This is a genomic window from Ferrovum myxofaciens (genome assembly GCF_013181415.1).
GTDB lineage: Bacteria > Pseudomonadota > Gammaproteobacteria > Burkholderiales > Ferrovaceae > Ferrovum > Ferrovum myxofaciens.
Window position 1 is genome coordinate 2,211,402 of the sequence record NZ_CP053676.1, and the last position, 18,991, is coordinate 2,230,392.

General features: G+C 54.6%; 19 protein-coding genes. 7 read left to right on the forward strand and 12 right to left on the reverse strand.

Annotated elements, in window-relative coordinates; translation table 11 throughout:
* Window position 1: 1 nt before the first annotated feature.
* From HO274_RS10930 to HO274_RS10960, 7 genes are all read left to right on the forward strand, one after another.
* Window positions 2-1,084: a nitroreductase family protein gene (locus HO274_RS10930; protein WP_273119621.1), complete on the forward strand. Its 1,083-nt coding sequence runs from the start codon at window positions 2-4 to the stop codon at window positions 1,082-1,084.
* 18 nt (window positions 1,085-1,102) lie between these two features.
* Entirely contained in the window at window positions 1,103-1,834 is a 732-nt protein-coding gene (locus tag HO274_RS10935; protein WP_051862684.1) for a GAF domain-containing protein, read from the forward strand.
* A gap of 158 nt (window positions 1,835-1,992) precedes the next feature.
* Window positions 1,993-2,928 carry a PEP-CTERM sorting domain-containing protein gene (locus HO274_RS10940; RefSeq protein WP_273119623.1) on the forward strand — a complete coding sequence of 312 codons (936 nt, stop codon included), beginning with the start codon at window positions 1,993-1,995 and terminating at the stop codon, window positions 2,926-2,928.
* A 123-nt stretch (window positions 2,929-3,051) separates the two neighbouring features.
* Window positions 3,052-3,348 carry a CopG family ribbon-helix-helix protein gene (locus tag HO274_RS10945; RefSeq protein WP_273119625.1) on the forward strand — a complete coding sequence of 99 codons (297 nt, stop codon included), beginning with the start codon at window positions 3,052-3,054 and terminating at the stop codon, window positions 3,346-3,348.
* Window positions 3,336-3,647 carry a type II toxin-antitoxin system RelE/ParE family toxin gene (locus HO274_RS10950; RefSeq protein ID WP_273119626.1) on the forward strand — a complete coding sequence of 104 codons (312 nt, stop codon included), beginning with the start codon at window positions 3,336-3,338 and terminating at the stop codon, window positions 3,645-3,647. Before HO274_RS10945 ends, HO274_RS10950 begins: the two co-directional genes overlap by 13 nt.
* A gap of 134 nt (window positions 3,648-3,781) precedes the next feature.
* A complete protein-coding gene (locus tag HO274_RS10955) occupies window positions 3,782-4,111 on the forward strand; it encodes a type II toxin-antitoxin system PrlF family antitoxin (RefSeq protein WP_273119627.1) in 330 nt (109 codons plus the stop codon).
* A complete protein-coding gene (locus HO274_RS10960; protein ID WP_273119629.1) occupies window positions 4,108-4,620 on the forward strand; it encodes a type II toxin-antitoxin system YhaV family toxin in 513 nt (170 codons plus the stop codon). The genes HO274_RS10955 and HO274_RS10960 overlap by 4 nt, the downstream gene beginning before the upstream one ends.
* A 57-nt stretch (window positions 4,621-4,677) precedes the next feature.
* On the opposite strand, the gene HO274_RS10965 is transcribed toward HO274_RS10960, so the two are convergent.
* The 12 genes from HO274_RS10965 to HO274_RS11020 all read right to left on the reverse strand — a co-directional run bounded on the left by HO274_RS10965 (window position 4,678) and on the right by HO274_RS11020 (window position 18,967).
* The gene (locus HO274_RS10965) at window positions 4,678-5,856 is read right to left on the reverse strand and encodes a TIGR03088 family PEP-CTERM/XrtA system glycosyltransferase (RefSeq protein ID WP_273119631.1); all 1,179 of its coding nucleotides are present in this window, start codon (window positions 5,854-5,856) and stop codon (window positions 4,678-4,680) included.
* Window positions 5,856-7,412 (reverse strand): exosortase A, encoded by a 1,557-nt coding sequence (gene xrtA, locus HO274_RS10970; protein ID WP_273119633.1) that lies wholly within the window; start codon window positions 7,410-7,412, stop codon window positions 5,856-5,858. The genes HO274_RS10965 and xrtA overlap by 1 nt, the downstream gene beginning before the upstream one ends.
* On the reverse strand, window positions 7,409-8,623 hold the full coding sequence (locus HO274_RS10975; protein WP_273119635.1) for a TIGR03087 family PEP-CTERM/XrtA system glycosyltransferase: 1,215 nt from the start codon (window positions 8,621-8,623) through the stop codon (window positions 7,409-7,411). Before HO274_RS10975 ends, xrtA begins: the two co-directional genes overlap by 4 nt.
* A complete protein-coding gene (locus HO274_RS10980; RefSeq protein ID WP_273119637.1) occupies window positions 8,623-9,654 on the reverse strand; it encodes a FemAB family XrtA/PEP-CTERM system-associated protein in 1,032 nt (343 codons plus the stop codon). Before HO274_RS10980 ends, HO274_RS10975 begins: the two co-directional genes overlap by 1 nt.
* Window positions 9,651-10,493, reverse strand: a complete 843-nt coding sequence (locus HO274_RS10985; RefSeq protein WP_273119639.1) for an XrtA system polysaccharide deacetylase — start codon at window positions 10,491-10,493, stop codon at window positions 9,651-9,653. Before HO274_RS10985 ends, HO274_RS10980 begins: the two co-directional genes overlap by 4 nt.
* 4 nt (window positions 10,494-10,497) lie before the next feature.
* The gene (gene wecB, locus HO274_RS10990; protein ID WP_273119641.1) at window positions 10,498-11,658 is read right to left on the reverse strand and encodes a non-hydrolyzing UDP-N-acetylglucosamine 2-epimerase; all 1,161 of its coding nucleotides are present in this window, start codon (window positions 11,656-11,658) and stop codon (window positions 10,498-10,500) included.
* Complete coding sequence (locus HO274_RS10995) at window positions 11,648-12,694, reverse strand: XrtA/PEP-CTERM system-associated ATPase (RefSeq protein ID WP_273119644.1); 1,047 nt, start codon at window positions 12,692-12,694, stop codon at window positions 11,648-11,650. Before HO274_RS10995 ends, wecB begins: the two co-directional genes overlap by 11 nt.
* 52 nt (window positions 12,695-12,746) lie before the next feature.
* Complete coding sequence (locus HO274_RS11000; RefSeq protein ID WP_031598013.1) at window positions 12,747-14,345, reverse strand: TIGR03016 family PEP-CTERM system-associated outer membrane protein; 1,599 nt, start codon at window positions 14,343-14,345, stop codon at window positions 12,747-12,749.
* Window positions 14,329-15,270, reverse strand: a complete 942-nt coding sequence (locus HO274_RS11005) for an XrtA-associated tyrosine autokinase (RefSeq protein ID WP_273119646.1) — start codon at window positions 15,268-15,270, stop codon at window positions 14,329-14,331. Before HO274_RS11005 ends, HO274_RS11000 begins: the two co-directional genes overlap by 17 nt.
* Entirely contained in the window at window positions 15,267-16,802 is a 1,536-nt protein-coding gene (locus HO274_RS11010) for an XrtA system polysaccharide chain length determinant (protein ID WP_273119649.1), read from the reverse strand. Before HO274_RS11010 ends, HO274_RS11005 begins: the two co-directional genes overlap by 4 nt.
* Window positions 16,803-16,888: 86 nt before the next feature.
* Window positions 16,889-17,521, reverse strand: coding sequence for an XrtA/PEP-CTERM system exopolysaccharide export protein (locus tag HO274_RS11015; RefSeq protein ID WP_150112449.1), 633 nt, complete (start codon window positions 17,519-17,521; stop codon window positions 16,889-16,891).
* A gap of 54 nt (window positions 17,522-17,575) precedes the next feature.
* The gene (locus tag HO274_RS11020) at window positions 17,576-18,967 is read right to left on the reverse strand and encodes a TIGR03013 family XrtA/PEP-CTERM system glycosyltransferase (protein ID WP_273119651.1); all 1,392 of its coding nucleotides are present in this window, start codon (window positions 18,965-18,967) and stop codon (window positions 17,576-17,578) included.
* Between the last annotated feature and the right edge of the window lie 24 nt (window positions 18,968-18,991).

Here is an 18,991-nt window from a genome sequence, read left to right on the forward strand (position 1 = left end):
GATGACAGGCGCAGAACAGATCAAGGAAATTCTGGAGTGGGCGAAATGGGCCCCGAGTGGGGACAATACCCAACCTTGGCGTTTTGAAATCGTTTCCGATGGGCAGGTCAATGTCCACGGATTTGATACGCGAGCCCATTGTGTCTATGATCTGGGGGGGCAGGCAAGCCATTTGGCGCTGGGGGCGCTCCTGGAAAACATGCGTCTGGCTGCCACCCGTTTTGGTTTTTCCACGCAAATCGTGGAACGGGCGGGGTGTCCGGAAGATGCGCCGGTTTTTGAAGTAACGTTCATGGCGGACTTTCTTCAGGAGGATCCCCTGACGGAAATGATCAAGATCCGCTCTGTCCAGCGCCGTCCCTATCGTCTCGATCCTCTGACCCCGGAACAGAAAAATATCCTGGAAGCCTCCGTAGGGCCGAACTATCGGGTGTTGTGGTTTGAAAGTTTATCTCAGCGCTGGGCGTTTGCCTCGCTCACCGCACGGGCAGGAAAATTGCGCCTGACGATTCCGGAAGCCTACGCAGTTCACCGCGATATCATCCAGTGGGGCGCACAGTTCAGTGAAGACAGGGTGCCCGATCAAGCCATCGGGCTGGATGCGCTGACCCTCAAGTTGACGCGCTGGGCCATGGCGAGTTGGGAACGTGTGGATTTTTTTAACAGGTACCTGGCCGGGACCTGGATTCCCCGGATTCGCCTGGATTTCATTCCGGGCTTGGCCTGTGCGGCCCATTTCGCTCTGGTAGCTGAAGCCGTGCCGCAAACCCTGGGCGACGATGTCGAAGCAGGAAAGGCGCTTCAACGTTTCTGGCTGACGGCGACGCAGTTGAAACTGCAATTGCAGCCCGAGATGACCCCCCTCATTTTCAGACGGTACGCGACTCAAGGGGTATCCCTGTCTATCCGGGGAAATGCGCAGCCACAGGCAGAGTGCATTGCCTTTGCCCTGGACAAATGGATGGGCGGAAAGGAGCAGGCCAATCGGGTGGTCTTCATGGGGCGAATCGGGTACTCGGTGCCTGCCCACGCCCGTTCGACCCGTTTGTCCTTGCTTCGATTACACTGGTCCGGAAAATCATGAAAGGAGAAAGGAATCGCCATGGCACCCACAGGATCTGAAGGACTCATTGAAAAATTGGCTCTGATTCCCGATGGGGGAGAGGTGTTTCATGGGGTGGCTCCCTTGCTGGAACGATGGTGTGCCCGTCTGGCCGAGGTCTTCGATGCGGAAGGAACCTCGGCCATGGTGTTTGATGGCGAAGGATTGCAGTTGTGTGCTCACTATGGTGACCTTCCTGCCGTAGCTTATCGGGGCAAGACCAAACAGGGCGAGGGGATTGCCGGTCAGGTGCTGGCTTCGGGAAAGCCTTTGTTGGTAGAGGATATCGAGGCGTCAGAATTTTTTTCTCAGGCCCGGTATCCGAAGAATCAGGGGAAAAGTTTTCTGTCTGTACCGTTGCTGCGGGATGGGCAAGTGGCAGGGATCATGAATGTGCGGGGTGGGTTCCAACGCCCCTATGAGGCACAGGAGTTGCATGGGTTGACCATCGCCGGACTGCTGGTGGAACGGGATATCCAACTGGTGCAGATGCGGGGGGTTCTGCGCTCCAATTTCATTACGGTGGCTCTGGAAAAAGCTCACCGACCGGACTTGAATGCCATGGTGAAAGCGGCGGAAGATCCGGGTAAATTGGCCAAATTGCTGGCACGCTCCTTCTACCGGGAGTTGCGCAAGGCAGGATTTGCCTCGACTCAAATCATCATGGCGGCCACGGAAATCATTTCGGGGTTGGGCTCTTCGTTGCGCGATGCGCGCAAGAAGGATCGCTGAGAATCCGGCGAGAGTGTCAGAAAACTTTACACATCCGAAAAATCGGTTTGAAGTAAAAAATTAATTATTATTGATTATCAATGAAATAAGATTTATGGCATGACTTGTGCTTATAAGTTAGGGCAATCCTGATCATAGGCAACTAACCGGAGTTAAACATGAAACTTCAAAAAAAATCTCTTCTGGCATCCTTGGCTGCAGCGGCTGTTTTGGTGGGGATGTCCTCCAACGCTTCTGCTGGGCTCGATATCACCAACTGGCAATTGAACCTCAATAGTTTGGCAGGTCAGCCGGGTTATAGCGCTGTAGCCGGGTTGGTGGACACTAACCTCAACAACCTCAGTTTCAACGGTGAAAGTTATGTAACGAACACCCCGGTCGTCGGTCAGACGGGTATTTACACTTCCACAGATGTGGGTGTTTTTGACATTACCCAAAAGAACGGAGGAGTTCCCATGAATTTGGGGGGAGGGCAATTAACCGCCTATTTCCAGGGAAAGGACCTCACCAACATCAATACCGGGGTTTTTACCTTCACTGGTGGAACGTTCTCGGTTTATTACAATCCTACCGTGGTGTATGGGCAAACTATGACTTCCGCGATTGCTGCGGCGACTCACTACGGTGCAACGGTAGGGACACAGATTGCTTCCTTTCAGGTTGCCAATACGGGAAATCCCGCTACCAGCGGTGGATTCATCAATCCTGATGGAACCCCGTCAGCCAATGGACAAGTGACCTTGACGGGAACACCCCCCACCACGTTGACCCCCAGCAATATTTTTCTGGATGCCAACGGAAATTCCTTCAATCAGAGCATTCTGCTGTCTTTCGTGACCACCAACGCTTCGGAAGATCCGTCAGCGAATCCGAACACCCCAACCAGCCCCAGCCAGTACACGATCGATCCCAATCTGGTGGCTGGCCTTGGTCAGGCCTCCGGTACCTACAATGGTCAAGGCGGACCTAATTACTTCATCACCAATGGCGGTCAGTTCAAGTTGCAATATGCGCCTGAACCCATGACCGTGGCCTTGTTCGGTGCCGGTCTTCTGGCCATGGGCTGGTCCTTGCGCCGTCGCTCCAATGTGTAATCGGTAATATTTCTCGTACTCGATGAAAGAAAAGAGGCTCTTCACAGAGCCTCTTTTCGATTTGGCCAAAATCACCAATAGTATGTTAAGGTAATACCTATCCTTGATCGGGGAGGGAACGCCATGCCACAGCCACACATTGACGCCAAGACCGTATCCGTGAAACTCGACGCGGACACCCGTACTCGTGTTGAAAATCTGGCCGAAGCCCGTCACCGTTCGGCGCATTGGATAATGCGTGAAGCCATCAGCCAGTATGTTGACCGAGAGGAAAAGCGCGAAGCCTTTCGGCAAGACGCCATCAAGGCGTGGGAGGAATATCAGGAAACAGGTTTGCACGCCACCGCCGCAGAGGTCGATACCTGGCTTGCCAGTTGGGGGACTGAAAACGAACTGCCAGTGCCCGTATGTCACCTGTGATCTACGCTCCCGGTGCCATCCGCGACCTGCAACGGTTGCAGGAATTCTTGCGCCCAAAGAATCCAGTTGCGGCTAGGCGAGCCGCCGATACGATCATGAAAGCCGTGCAAATGCTTGCACTTCAGCCACAGATTGGCCGACCCGTGGATGACCATGGGCCGAACGAGTACCGGGAATGGCTGATCGACTTTGGCGACAGCGGTTATGTCGCGCGTTACCACTTCGATGGTGAGACCGTCACCATTCTGGCTGTGCGTCACCAAAAGGAGGCTGGTTACTACCAACCGCCTGTTGTATAGATTGCTTTGTAGTGATTGACCATGGTTTTTAAACTGAACTGATCCAGCGCGGGGACATCGTTGGACGTACATTGACATAGCAATGCAGTTGCATTACCATCCAGACATCAACCCAATTACTGCAGGAGGCAGCCATGGTCGCTACCCTCGAAGTCGAATCCACTCTGACTGACCGTTACCAGACCACTGTGCCGGAAACCGTGCGTCTTGCCCTGCGCTTGGGCAAGCGGGACAAGATCCGCTACACCATCCGCCTCAGCGGCGATGTGGTGCTGACGCGTGCCGAAGCTTTCGAGGGAGACGATCCGGTGCTCGGCCAGTTCCTCGGCTTCCTTGCCCACGACATCACTCGCCATCCTGAGCGCCTGCTGTCCGTGGAAGCTGGCCTCGTCCAACGGCTCCAGTCCCTGGTCGGTGATGTCGAAGTCGATCTTGATGCAGCCCTTTCGGCAGACGATGAATGAGCGCGGGGAAGCCCGAGTTCCTGGTTATTCATGGTTGGACGGTCTTCGCCCATCCACTGTTCCTGGCGCAGATTGAAGCGCTGGCACGGCAGGTCGAGACCCTGAAGCAGAAGGACCCATCCGGGTACGTAAAGAAGAACGCCAGTAAGCGACTGGCCGCGATCACCAAGTTGGCGTTCGATGTCATCCCACAAGATCCGGCGAGATCGGAGTACCGCCAGGGTGGGACGCTCGGTGACGATCACAAGCACTGGTTCCGGGCGAAGTTTTTCCAGCAGTTCCGACTGTTCTTCCGCTACCACGCTCCGAGCAAGGTGATCGTCTACGCCTGGGTGAATGACGAGGACACCAAGCGCGCTTATGAGAGTAGCGACGACGCCTACCGAATGTTCCGCAAGATGCTGGAAAGCGGACATCCGCCTGATGATTGGGATCGGCTCCTGGCCGAGGCCAAGAAAGAATCGCAGCGGATGCAGGATTCGCTGGCAAGGGCACCAGCAACGCAGTGATAGCGGCACGGGGCGTTCTGAGTGCGGGAGACAACAGTAGCCACCAAATGCCAACCGTCATCTTGTAACATTCGGAGTGCTTCGCTGACTATCATTGCCTGTTGTATAGATTGCTTTGTAGTGATCGACCATGGTTTTCATGCTGAAGCGATCCAGCGCGGTGCGGCGCGCCTGATTCCTTTGCTGAATCAGTGTGGGGTGATCCAGCAGGTAACCGAGCAGAGCGTGAACCAGGGCGGGGATATCGTTGGACGGGATGAGTGATCCATCGATGCCGGGAGTCACGAGTTCGGGGTTTCCACCTACCGCAGTGGCAATGACCGGGACCCCCGAAGCCATGGCCTCCAGAAGGGTATTGGAAATGCCTTCGGCCAGGGAAGGCAGCACAAATAGGTCCAGATGGCGCAGGAGGGTGGGGATGTCATGACGGGCACCGGGCAGCCAGACCCGATCCATCAGTCCGGCACGATCCAGCAAGGTCTGACAGGGTGCTCGGAGTTCCCCCTCTCCGATCATGACCAGCCGGAGTGACCCTGCCAGTTCCTTGGGGGCAGTTTCCACCAGGGTGATGAAGGCCTGAGCCAGGATCAATTGATTCTTGACGGCCTGCATGCGACCCACGGTGCCGATCGTAAAAATTTTTTCGGTGGAAGAAAAAAAAGGAAAAGGGCTGGGTTCACCGTCTGCGCGGGGATGGAAGAGATCGGTGTCCACCCCGTTGTAGAATTGGGATACCTTGCCTGGAGGGACACCGATCCCCTGCGTCAGGTAGCGTTCCAGATCTTGCGACAAGGCAATGACCCGATGGGTCAGAGGCAGTAACAACCTTCTGAACCATCGATGCTTTTTATTGCTGCCGTCCAGATCCGACATGTCCCGACCATGTTCGCCATGGATTCTGTAGGGAACGCCCGCCAGCAGCGCCGGCACCACAGCCACCAGGCTGGTGAGATTGCGGGTATGGACGATCGCCGGTTTGAGTCGCCTGAAATGACGCCAGAGACGCCCGTAGACCCACAGGTCCTTCCCCTCTTTTTTGTCGAGATCGATCAGGAGGACATCCGCGCGCTGAATGCGTTGGGCAAAGGCGGGATCATGGCCTTTGAGACATAAAATGGCATGTCGAAACCCATCGGCGGGCAGATGGTTGATCAGGTTTACGAGTCCGTTTTCCAATCCGCCCACATCCAGGCGATAGATGACGTGGGCAATGAGAGGGCGAGAGTCCGGGGGCATCACTGGGATCGAGGTTGGTTGAGGTGTTCCAGCGCTTGCTGGATTTCAGGGATCATGGCCTGGCTGAAAGACTGTAGGGTTTGTTGCGCCTGCGGGGTGTTGCCCGAGAGGATGGGAGTGGAGAATACCACCACGGCGGCACCATCGCCCTGACCTTTGAGCACGGACCATGCTTCCCACGCCTTGACGGCATAGGGGCTGGAAACCCAACGCCGGTCCACCCAGTAGCAGTACCATACCACCCTGCGCTGGCGATCGGAACGAATCAGGGTTTCCGTGAAGGGAAGCGGGGAAGTCTGGACAGAAACCCACAGGGGATGTGCAGATTCGTGGATTTTTCCCCAGCGGTGGTCCTGGGGAATCACCAGGGTATTGCCGGAGGTGATCAGGGAGGATCCCTGGGTTTGGTTATGATAGTAGGCGATAAATATCGTGACGGGAGAATATTCCTTGGAAGGGGCATAGGCCTCTGCGAGTTTGATTCGCTCCCCTGTGTAATGGGGGGTCCAGTAATCGCTTTCAAAAGGTACCGAAGACCAGGAGGGAGGGGCCGTAAGTACGAAAGAGGTAGGGTTGGCTGAAGATCGGGACAGGTGCTCCAGATACTCCACATGCCAACGGGGGAGGAGGGCAAGGAAGACCAATATCCCAAGGGGGGCCAGATTTATTTTGGCGCGTGGGACGGCAATACCCGCCGGGGAGGGGAGTATTTCCGGGGAAAAGGGTTCCTGCAGGGCATCTTCCCGAAAAAAAGAGCCGATCCAGAACAGCAGGAACATCACCAGTCCAAAAAATAGCCAGCCATAGATGAGGTGATCCACGCCCACCGCCAATTTCATACCGCTGAGATGACCGATCAGAATGATGAGATAGGCACGCACGCCATTGGCAGCCACGGGTACTATGAGAGAAGCCAGCAAAAACAGGAGTTTTCTGGTCCAGTGGCGATAGGCCAGGTGGGCAAACAGGACGCCCAGGGTCAGGGAGGCGATCAGGTAGCGTAGACCACTGCAGGCTTCCACCACCGACCAGTTGCCGGTGGGGAGGGTCAGAAAATTCCCTTCCCGGTAAACCGGTATGCCGGTCAGACGGATGGCAGCCGTGGCAAAATCCGCAGTGAAATCCATCAGCGGAGGAATTAAAGATTCACCAAAGGGCACGGCCAGAAAAAGAAACAGAAGGGGAAAGAGCAACTGACGGAAAGCGGCGTTGCCGATTTGTGACCAGGTGGCACACACGATCATGCCCACCAGAGAAAACTGTTGAATGACCATGGCGTTGGACACTTTTCCCAGTTCCCAGGCCAAGGCAAAAAAGGCGAAGACTACCAGGGCCAACCCGCTGACGCCGGGGGGAATGTTTTTCAGTGCATCCCGTTCCCGCCAGATCAACCAGAGAGAAATGAAGGGGATCAGTCCTCCATGCAGGTAGGTTTCGTTGCCCAGCCAGGTTTGTACGGTGAACTGGACGACGGGATAGAACCAGAGCAACAGAAGAAGTGCCATGATACCGCTGAGGGTCAGGGGTCTTTTCCAGGGTTGGGGAAAACCGGTCATGGGGTAGTCTGTCCGGTTTGAGCCGAGGAAAGCAGGTCATCCACCACTTTCAGGTTGGTGGCCCAGTCAAAATGCCGCATCACCCACTGACGATGAGCGGATATCCGTTGGGGCGGGCCTTGCAGCCAGGGTTGCGCCTTCGTCACCCATTCTTCCTGGGTGGTGGCGGTCAGGCAGTCGGGACCCAGGGATTGAATGTCCAATCCCTCCATGGCTTGTGCGCTGGCCATCACGGGTTTTTCCATGGCCAGAGCTTCCAGAATCTTGTTCTGGATGCCGCAGGCAATACGCAGGGGCGCCACCACCCAATGGGCATGAGCGAGGTAGGGACGGACATCGGCCACGCGTCCGGTGACCTGAATGCCTTCCCCTCTGCCCAATTGTCGAACGCTGTCCGTGGGGTTGGACCCCACGATATAAAAGTGGAGGTTGGGGTGTAGACGACGGAGGTGGGGGAAAATGGTTTTTCCAAACCACTCCACGGCCTCGGCATTGGGCCAGTAATCCATGGCCCCCGTGAAAACCAGCGCAATCTGCGCCGGGGGGTAGGGATTGGGATGAGAAAGGGACGGATCGAAGTAACGGGTATCCACGCCATTATTATACCAATGAACTTTGGGCGCACAGTGGGGGGCCCGGTCACAAAATATCCGGGCTTCATGGGCCGAGACGAACAGGGAGGCGTCAAAAGTGCGGGCAATATGGCGTTCATAGTCCAGCAACCGGCGTCCTTCCCGCCGATATAACCCGTTCATGGGCCAGGATTTGGCGCGGGCATACTGGGTCCATTTATCCGAATCCAGGTCTACAAAGTCCATCAGGCGGTACGTCTGAGGATACCCTTCGACATATTGGGCCATGGATGAAGAAAAAACCACGATGCGCCGGATCTGTTCCCTTTGAATCACCGCATCGACCCACTGTTGCAGGGAAGCCTGGTAATAATAGGGCAGGGTGAGGGCCTGTCCCGTCCATAACCCCCTCAAACTGGCCCATTTTGATCGTCCGGGATGCAGGGGAAGGAGACAGGTGGAGGCGCACAGGGCTTTGACCTTGTCCTGATGCCACCAATCCTCGGGGTCATCGATGAAGGTGCCCAAATGGACCGCGTAACGTTGCGACAGGTGTTGAAGCAAATGGTAGGAACGGATCTTGTCCCCCTTGTTGGGGGGGTAGGGAATGCGATGCACCAGGAACAGAAGGGGTTCCATCAGCCCAGATACTTCACCAGTTGGGGGCCGAGCCAATTTGCTACCGGCATGGGTAAATGGCGCCAGGCTTTGATGAAGAACTGGTATTTCGGATTGAGGGGGTTTTGGTCCGGAACTTCGGCGGCTCCATAGAGACGATATTCGTAGTGCAGGGGGGTGGGTTCGAATCCCCAGTTCTTTTTGAAATGGTAGGATCCCGTACCCAGTTTGCTGCGTCCATAATCGAATACCCGATAACCCCCTTCGCAACTGCGCCGCAGTAATTCCCAGTACTTGAAGTCATTGGCTGCGAGGTTGCGGGCCGCCAGGGTATCCCCCGCATAGTAAGGAAGCACTTCATCCCGAAAATAAAAGGTCAGGACGCTGCTGACCACCTGCTGGTCCTTCAACACCGACAAGACTTCACAATCCTGACCGAAGGTGGATTTCAGCAGGGCAAAGTAATGGTAAGAAAAGGTGGGGGTGCCATGACGCAGCATGTTGTCCGCAAAAACCTTATAAAACCGGTGGACGGTGTCATCGATTTCGCTGACCAGGCCATTCTTGATCCCACTGCGAACCATGGCCCGTTGTTTGCGCGGAATATTTTTCATGTTCTGTTCCAGATCGGGATCGATGTCCCGACGAAACGTGACATACAGTTCTTTTCGTGGCCAATCGAGGTGCAGGGAATGTCTTTGACGATATTCCAGATGGTCCACCTTCAGCCGGACAGCCAGATCCTGGGCGGCTTGGTCCAGTTGCCGGGTGGCCTCGGGCGAAAGGGCGGCGATTCCTCCATACACGCAAAAGGGCAGGGAAGACAGGGCGTGTCCGAAGTAGAAGTGGCGGATCTCGGCTAAAGGCAGGATACCCTGAATGCCCTGAGCATTCTCTGCCAGAAGAAAGTGGGTCCGGTGGCCAAAAGCTTCTTCGATGATTTTTTTCCAGCCGGCGCGATGAAAAAAAGTGGCTTGGGGACAGATGGCGACAAAGGCATCCCAGGCAAAATCATCGGCTGCTGTCATGGGGCGAACGGTCAATTCAGTCATGAGGCATCCTGCAAAAAAACCCGATCGACGCGGTCCCAATGAAAATCACGCAACAGCGTCGAAATTTTTCCCTTCATCCGTGCCAGATTGACATAGTGACGAAACCGGCTTTTGAGATTCACCCCGGCGGGACGGGGTTGATGGGGATCGATTTCCCAGGGATGGAAATAGAACATGCAGGATTCTCCTTCCACCCGGTTGATGCGTTGCAGCAGCCAACGGGACAGGGGATAGGGCATGAGGCGGAAATATCCCCCGCCCGCTGCCGGGAGGTGACGCCCCGCAAGTTTGGCGGTGGTGGGGGGGATTTCCAGAATGCCGGTATGACCCCGGGGATGAAAGCGGAAACGGGGGCAATCGGGCATGCCATAATGATCATGCTGGATCGGGTAGATGCTGGAACTGTAGTCGTACCCTTCCTCGTGCAGAATGTCCAGAGCCCACAGGTTACGGGCGCCTATGGAAAAACTGGGGGCCCGATAGCCGCGGATCCGTTGTCCGCCCAGGTCCTCCAACAAGTGTTTGCTGTGTCGTATGTCGGCGCGGAATTCCTGGGGGGATTGCTCATTGGCGCGGTAGTGGTCGTAGCCATGGCTGGCCAGTTCATGTCCCCCTGCCAGGATCGAACGGACGAGGTCCGGATACCGCTCCGCAATCCAACCCAGGGTAAAGAAGGTGGCATGGGCCCCATGCTGATCCAGCAGGGACAGGATGGTTTCCATGTTCTGTTCGATGCGGCAGGGCAGGTGGGGCCAATCTTCGCGGCGAATGTAGGGCGCGAAGGCCGATACCTGAAAATAGTCTTCCACATCGATGGTCATGGCATTGAGGCGGGGCATGGGGCTAGATTCCCGGCGCAACGAAATGAGGATTGAAGACGGCGCGCAACTGCGCGACGATGCGCCGGGCTGCCTGTCCATCCCAATAGTCCGGAATTCGTCCGGCTTTTCCATGACCGTCCAGAATGTTCTGGACGGTGTTCAGGATGCGTGTGCGATCCTGACCCACGATGGTATTGCTGCCTTGATCCACCGTAATGGGGCGCTCGGTATTTTCCCGCAAGGTCACACAGGGGATTCCCAGGGCAGTGGTTTCTTCCTGGATGCCCCCCGAATCCGTCAGAAAAAGTCGGGCATCCTTCATGAGTCCCAGCAGGGGCAAATACCCCAGGGGAGGGAGGATCGCCAGGGTGGGAAGATTCAGGAAATCCGTCAATTGGAATTCGTGAATTTTTTGGCGTGTGCGCGGATGCAGGGGGAAGGCGAGGGGAATCTGGCGGGAGACTTCTTCCAGCGTTTCCAGAAGATTCCGCAGAATCGCCGGGTCATCCACGTTGGAGGGACGATGCAGGGTCAATACCCCAAAGGACTGAGGATCGCCCGAGAAAACCGCCGACAGTCCATTTCGGGAAAAGGTCGTGGCGGCAGGAATGGCGCGGGAAAGATTCTGATGCAGGGTATCGATCATTACATTGCCGACAAAATGGATTTTCTCTCCATCGATGCCTTCCCGTATCAGGTTGTCCTTGGCCTGAAGTTCGGTGGTGAAGAGAAAATCTGAAATCTGGTCGGTCAGGATCCGGTTGATCTCTTCGGGCATGGCCCGATCAAAACTGCGCAACCCCGCTTCCACATGGATGACGGGGATCTGTTTCTTGACGGCAACCAGAGCGCAGGCAATGGTGGAGTTCACATCTCCCACCACCAGAATGGCTGAAGGTTTTGAGGCATTCAGAATCGGCTCGAACCGTTCCATGATTCTGGCGGTTTGGACGGCGTGGGTTCCTGATCCCACTTCCAGATCGATATCCGGAGGCGGAATGCCCAGATCGGAAAAAAGTTGCTGGTACATGGCTTCATCGTAATGCTGTCCCGTGTGGACCAGTTGTGCGCGCAATCCCGAATGTTCGGCGCGCAGCGCGCTTAAAATCGGGGCGATTTTCATGAAATTGGGGCGTGCGCCCACAACACACAGAATCAGGGGGAGAGAGGTATCACTGGTCATGTTGGTCGATGATCTCATTGGAGGATGAGGCGCTGAACATGGACCTCATCAGGGTGGAAACATTTTTATTGACTGTGTTCGTCATCAGCATCAGTGCATTCTGGGCGGCCTCCAGTCGGTCCAGACGGGATTCGAAGGCGGACAGAAAAGCCTGCGCCAGAGGATCGGAGATACCGCCGGCCAGTGGGGTCAGATGGGATTCGGGCAAAGGATCATGGGAGTGAGTGACTTCCTGGCGCAGGTCCTGAATGACCTCATCCACATCTTCAACGCAGATCTGATGTTTTTCTTCGAGCATCCCGAACACCAGGATTCTGTCACACAATGTATTGATTTTTCTGGGTATTCCGCCGGTGAATTCGTGTATCAGGGAAAAGGCGTCGGGGGTGAAAGTGGGGTCATGGGCCCAGCCCGACAGATGCAGGCGATGTTCGATATATTCCCGGGTTTCTTCTTCCTTCAAGGGACCCAAATGGTAGGACGCGATGACCCGCTGGTTGAGTTGAACCATTTGCGGGCTTTGCAGGGTATTTCTGAATTCGGGTTGACCGATCAGGAAACTCTGCAGCAGGGATTGATTGTCCAGTTGATAATTGGAGAGCATCCGCAACTCTTCCACGGCTTTGGGTGTGAGATTTTGGGCTTCATCGACGATGATCAGCACCCGTTTTTTTTGCCGAACCGACTGTCTGAAAAACATTTGCAGGTTGTTGAGCAGAACGGCTTTGGACAGGGATTCGTGGGGCAATCCGAAGCCGCCCGAAATCGTCCTCAAAATATCATCGGCATCCAGGTGCGTACTCACCAGATGGGTACTGATGATGCTGTCCTGCCCGATGGTTTCAAAGAGTTTTCTGACCAGCAAGGTTTTACCTGCACCCACTTCGCCTGTGATGACGATAAACCCTTCTCCCAGGGACAAACCATAGTTGAGATAGGACATGGCGCGCTTATGCCCGCTGCTGGCGAAAAAGAAACCGGGATCGGGGCTCAGTTGAAAAGGCTTGGAAGTCAGGTGATAAAACGAGGTGTACATGGCGTGGCGTTCCGGGATTCGTGATCGGGCGACAGAAAAAGGGGGAAGGCGGTCAAAAAATAAAATTCAACCCTGCAATCAAGGCGTTTTCCATGAAATTGTATCCTCCTACGACTCCTCCATTCATGTACTGATGGCGGTAGGTCAGAGAACTGGTTACCTTTTCGGTGAGTTTGTCCGAGACCCCTATCAGCAGCAGGTCGGTGGTTTCCTGTCCCGCCAGATTGGCCATGGACATACGGGAATAGGTGTCGGAAAAGGTGGCTGTCATGACGGGAGTCAATTGATTGGACCAGGTCAGGGTCGCTCCAGAAGTATAGAACGTGCCAAAGGCCAGATAATTCTGGAACTGCAGGAAGGGGTTATTGAGGGAAGAAGCGCCGGGTTGCTGCAATGGAAGCGTCTGGCTATCAAATAAGGTGAACAATACTGTGTTTCGGGTCGTGGTCACGCCGACACTGGACTGGAAAGTTTTGCTCAGAAAAATCTCATTGGTGATGACATTCATGCCGAACAGGGAAGACTGGGGACCCAAAGCCGACAGGATTTGCTGGATGGTCTGTTGGCGCTGGGCCGGATCGGTGATCTGGGTGAGCAACAACTGATCCAGGGCGGTGGCAGGAGGCAGATATTGCTCCCCCATACTGGACATGACCGACTGATTGTACCCGGCTTGAATCATGACATGACGCATGCGGTGGCTCAGGTTCAGCAGATAAGTCCGGCCATAAAACCGTTCGCCCGCACTCATGTCCAGATGGGTGCGCTGGGAGGGGCTCCAGCCATAGCCCACATTCCAGAAAAGACCTTGGGGACGGGGGCCGAAATAGACAAAATTGTCGTTTTCGTAGCCGACCTCCGAGGTGAGTTTGAAGCGCGGGGTGATCAGATACCCCAGGTCCGCCGTCAGCAGGGAAATCGTGGAGTTGGGGTATCCCGTAAAGACGGTCTGATTATTGTTGTAATCCAGTTTCCACAAAAAATTGGTGAATTCGGCGCCATTGGTGACATACATGTCGGCAATGTTGGAACTGCCGGAAAAGTCATACCCCGGAGTGAGTCCTACTTGATAGGGACTGAAGCCCCCCGCTCCCCCATAAACCGCTGGTCCTGCCGCACTGAAATTCATGAGGCTACGGGTCAGCTTGGCTTGGGCAATGAATTCCTCATCGAAGTTGTGCACCAGGGTGGGGCTGATGGTCTCGGTGGTGACATTGGCCACGTTCCCGGTCAGATTGGCCCCGTTGGCGCTCACGGGCCCAAAGAGCGACAGGGGTTGTTGACTGATGGTGGAAGAAGCATCGATAAAGAAGGTTTTCTTGATCAGTTCCAGGTCACCCGTGGCGTTCAACTGGTTGTAATAGGTATGTTCCCAGCCATAATTGTTGTAGATCATGTCCAGCAGGGAGTAATCGATGTTCAATTTCAATTGGCTGCCGTTGTCCTTGATATTGATGCCGGGGGTCAACTGGGTGATGAACCCGGGGGTGGCTTCGTTGCTGGGGGCCAGAGTCAAGTTGTCCGTGTAGGTTTCCGAGGTGCTGAAACGGGGGGTGATGGTCAGGGTGTCTGCATGCGCAGCGCCTGACTTGATGGCCGTCAGGAGGAGCAGGAAACCGGCGCGACGGACTGGACTACGCCTGCTGACCATAACCGTATCCATAGCCGTAGCCATAACCATAGGCCCCAAGGGAAAGATGCTGGGATGCGCGGTTGATGATCAAGCCCACATAGCCACAATGTTGCACCAGAGTCAACGCAGATTTGAGCGTCGGTTGGGTGGTGGAGGCGGCATCCACCACCATGACCACCTGGCCCATGTGGGTGGATAACACACTGGATTCCGTGGTGACCAGCAACGGGGGGGAATCAAACAGAATCAGCCGGTCGGGGTAGCGTCCTGCTAGATCGTCCAGCAGGTGGGCCATGGCTTCACTGGCCAGCAGTTCGGTGGCGTTGCGGGTGGGTTTTCCGGCGGGAAGCAGGCTGAGATTGGCAATGGAGGTCTTGATCAGAACTTTCGAAAGCGACAGTTCAGGATTCTGAATCAGGTCGAGCAGGCCCAACTCCGCTTCTATGCCCAATAACTTCAGTTGACTGGGTTTGGAGACATCCGCATCCACCAGCAATACGGTACGGTCCATTTCCATGGCAATGCTGATGGCCAGGTTGAGGGCGCAGAAGGATTTTCCATCGCCGGGCAAGGCGCTGGTGATCATGATCAGATTGCTGTTCTTTAATTTCTTCTCGCCACTGAAGGCATTATTGAGGAGCGGACGCTTGATCATGCGAAACTCCTCTGCCGTCAACGAATATTCCCCCGCAGGAGTGACAATATTCAGTTGACGCAGGTGTTCTAGGTCAATTTTTGAAAACAGGGTGGCGCTGGTTTCCGCTGTTTTTTGTTCTGCAGAAATTTCTGGAAACGGATTTCCGGAAGGAAGCAGCGGCGGCTGCGCCTCATCCAGCAGGACAGCGGACGGTTCCTGGACCAGATCAGGGACCTTCGTCTCCGGTGAAGAAATGACCGTGGCCCGTTGCTCCAGTTTGCTGGCGGCTTTTTCGATGATACTCATTGCGCAGCACTCATCAGATATTTGGTCATGATCCCCGCGTAAACCACAAATAATCCGCCCAGACTAATCCCCTGAAAAATCCTGCTCCGGTGTTTCAGGGTTCGGGACTGAGCGTTTTCAATCAGGGTGATGATCCCCAGCAAGGGGAAATCCGTAATGGCTTCGATGCTCTTTTTGGAGCGTACCAGGGGTTTCAACTGGCCGATCAGAAAGGCCAGGGCCAAGCCGCAGACCAATGCCCCCAGCAGGATAATGGACGCCAGCAGAGGGCGGTTCGGAAAGGAAGGAGTTAAGGGAACGCGCGGGGGATCGATGACCTTGAAATCCACGATGTCCGTCTTGTTCTGCATTTCCCCTGATAATTTTGCAGATTCTCCCCGCGACAGCAGGGTTTCATAGTTCTTCTTGTAGATATCGTAGTTCCGGGTCAGTTGGGCGTATTCGGATTCCACTTCCGGGATCCGGTTGGCCTGACCGCGCAACTGTGCGTACTGGCTGTGGTAGGCATCCAGTTTGCCCTTCAGCGCTTCGGCTTGCGCCGTGGCTTCCACCAGGGAAACATTCAATTGCTGATACAGCGTGCTCGGTCCGGAACCGGACAGGGGTCGGCGGGATTTGGATTCTTTTTTCTTTGAGGCTTCCAGTTCATTGATCAGGTTTTTGGTGGCGACGATATCGGGGTATTGGTCGGTATATTTCAGTCTGAGCGTATCGAGATTCTTTTTGAGACTCTCGATGCGCGCATCGATTTCCGGCGTATTGGAAGAAGAGATGGCATCGGTGAGCAAGGTGGGATCCTCTCCGGACAGTTGGCGTTTGTACGAGTCGCGCCGATTTTCTGCTTCGTGGAGTTCCATTTCGGTTTGACGCATTTGATCCTGCATGTCCGAAATTTTTGAAAAATAATCCTGTCCCATTTCTCCAGGCATCAATCCCGCATTCTTGATTTTGAAATTCTTCAGGTCATTTTCGGCGGTTTCAAGTTTGATTTCGTAGTCCTTGAGCTGCTCTTCAATGAATTTTTGGGAAGAGGTGATGTCCTTCCGGTTGTTGCCCAGCCCATTTTCCACGAAAATGGTGAGCAAGGCCTGAACCACCTTGCGGGCCAGGGTCGGATTCCGGTTTTCGTAGGCTATGGTGTACAAATCACCATAGCCCGTACTTTTCAGGGTGAGGTTCTTGTTTAAATCGGCAATGACCCTCTCCATTTGTGCTGGGGTCTTGGCGAGCAGGTCCATATCCGTCATGCGTGCCACTTTTTCCAGATTGGGGCGACTGATCAGGGTATTTGCCATGATCGTCACCTGCTCATTGATATTGGGTTGAACGGTGATCCCTGAGAGCAGGGGGCGCAGAAGCGACTGACTGTCCACATACACACGGGCCGCAGCCTGGTAGCGGTCTGGTATGTTGAGCATGCCAATCCAGCCGATACAGGCCACACACCAGGCCGTCAGAATGACGTGCCAGGGTCGGCTCCGAATATCGGAGAAGTAACCGGAAAGTTGATCGAGCAGATCGTGCATGTTCATTGGCCTCGTAAAGAGGTATTCATGATGAGAAAGGGTTGGGGTGAATGCACGGGTAGAGTGTTTTTTGGGTTATCCCATCTGATTCATTAAAAGAAACTTTCCGGGATGATGAGCACATCCCCCGGCAGCATGGGAACGTTGGCACTGATGTCTCCATCGCGCATCAGGTTCTGGAGCTTGACGCGGTATTGTTCCTGTTTGCCGTTGACCGTGCGCAGAATGGTGGCACGATTGCCCGCGGCAAAATCCGTGATCCCCCCCACGGCAATCATGACATCCATGAGCGTCATGTGTTCGTTGTACTGGAGGGTCTGGGGCTTGGTGGCCTGGCCGATCACGCGAATCTGCTGGTTATAGGGTCCCACGAATTTTTCCACGATAACCGTAACCACGGGACTTTGAATATACTTGGCCAGCGTCACTTCCAGGTCACGGGCCAGATGGGTCGGAGTTTTTCCGGCGGCCTGCATGTCTTCAGCCAGCGGGGTGGAAATTTTTCCATCGGGGCGAACCGGGATGGCTTGAGACAGTTCGGTGTTATGCCATACCATGATCTTGACCGTATCCCCGGGACCGATGATGTAATGATAATGGTCCGGTTCGGTGATGTTGGTGGGGGCGGGGGGGCGAGTGGTGGAGCAGGCAACCACAAACAGACCACAGAGCGCCAGTCCTGGGATTTTGAAAGAACCGAAAAATTGACGCAGTCTTTGGTTTATGTTCACAGCAATTTTCCCCTAAAATAAATCTGTATCTTCAAGTGGATCGACGAACTAGCGAGCGCCTTTACCCCATAAAACCGTTTGAACCGTCTTCATGAGAATCATGATGTCAAGAAAAATGCTGTGGTTCTTGACATAATACAGGTCGTACTGGAGTTTTTCCAGCGTATCCTGTTTGGAGGAACCGTAAGGATAGCAAACCTGTGCCCAACCGGTGATTCCGGGTTTCAGGTTGTGCCGGTGCTGGTAGAGAGGGAATTCCGCATTGAATTCCTGCACGAAGGAGGGGCGTTCCGGACGTGGTCCCACGAAACTCATGTCGCCACGCAACACATTGAATATCTGAGGAAGTTCGTCGATACGGAATTTTCTCATGATGGCCCCGAAGTGAGTAATCCGGGTATCATTGACCGAAGCCCAAACGGCCTGCCCCGTTTTTTCGGCATCCTTGCGCATGCTTCTGAACTTGTAAATTGTGAAAGGCTGACCAAACTGGCCCACCCGTTCCTGAGTGTAAATGATGGAACCTCTGCCCTCCAGGGCCACGAGCAGCGCTGCGATCAGCATGAGCGGCAAGGTGAGGACCAGAAGGATCAACGAAATGAAAATATCGAACATTCTTTTAATGATCAAACCATGCTGGAAACCATCCGAATACAGCAACCAACTGGTATTCACCGAATCCAGTTGTAATGCGCCCACTTCTCTTTCAAAAAAAGCCGAGATTTCGGTGACCTTGATGCCTTTCAAGCGACAGCGAAACAACTCGTCCATGGGTAAATTGCCCCGTCGGTCGCGTACGGCCACCACAATTTCCTTGGCTTGATATTTTTCGGCCAAAGCGAGCAGGTCTTCAGACAGGGGGATGATTCTCTGGGTTGCGACATGGTGATGGGCAATATTTCCATAGGGAAGATACCCGATGATGTTGATCCGGTGGGCCAGTTGTCGATCGTTTTCATGATACAGATGCTCGATCTTGGCAGCTCGGGCGCTGGTCCCTAGGACCAGGATGTTTTTGCGCATCTTTTTCAGTCCCATCCAGTAAAGCGCAACGATCCGTTGAGTGGTAATGATGGTGGCGGACAGGACGAGGGAGACGGCCAGAACCCAGTGGTCGATGAACAGGTTGGGGAAGGCATAAAACAGGAACAGCATGACCACGATGCCGATGGAGATGGCCAGCAGAATGCGTTTGAGGAGGCCAAATAACCCCCCTTCCCACCCCCAGGACTCGTAAAGACCCCCAGCCGTCATGCTGGACACCATGACGGCGGCGAAGATAACGCCGCGTGCCATCAGACCTTCCGTGTCGTGAACATGGAAATAATGAGTTCCAACCAAATGAGGAGCGACATAGACCGCACAGAAAAAGAAACAGGCATCTCCAAGGATCTGAAGGAGGGCGGAACTCGAAATGTAATGCCTGAAAAATCGGATCATGGTTTGTGAGATGACTTTAATTCT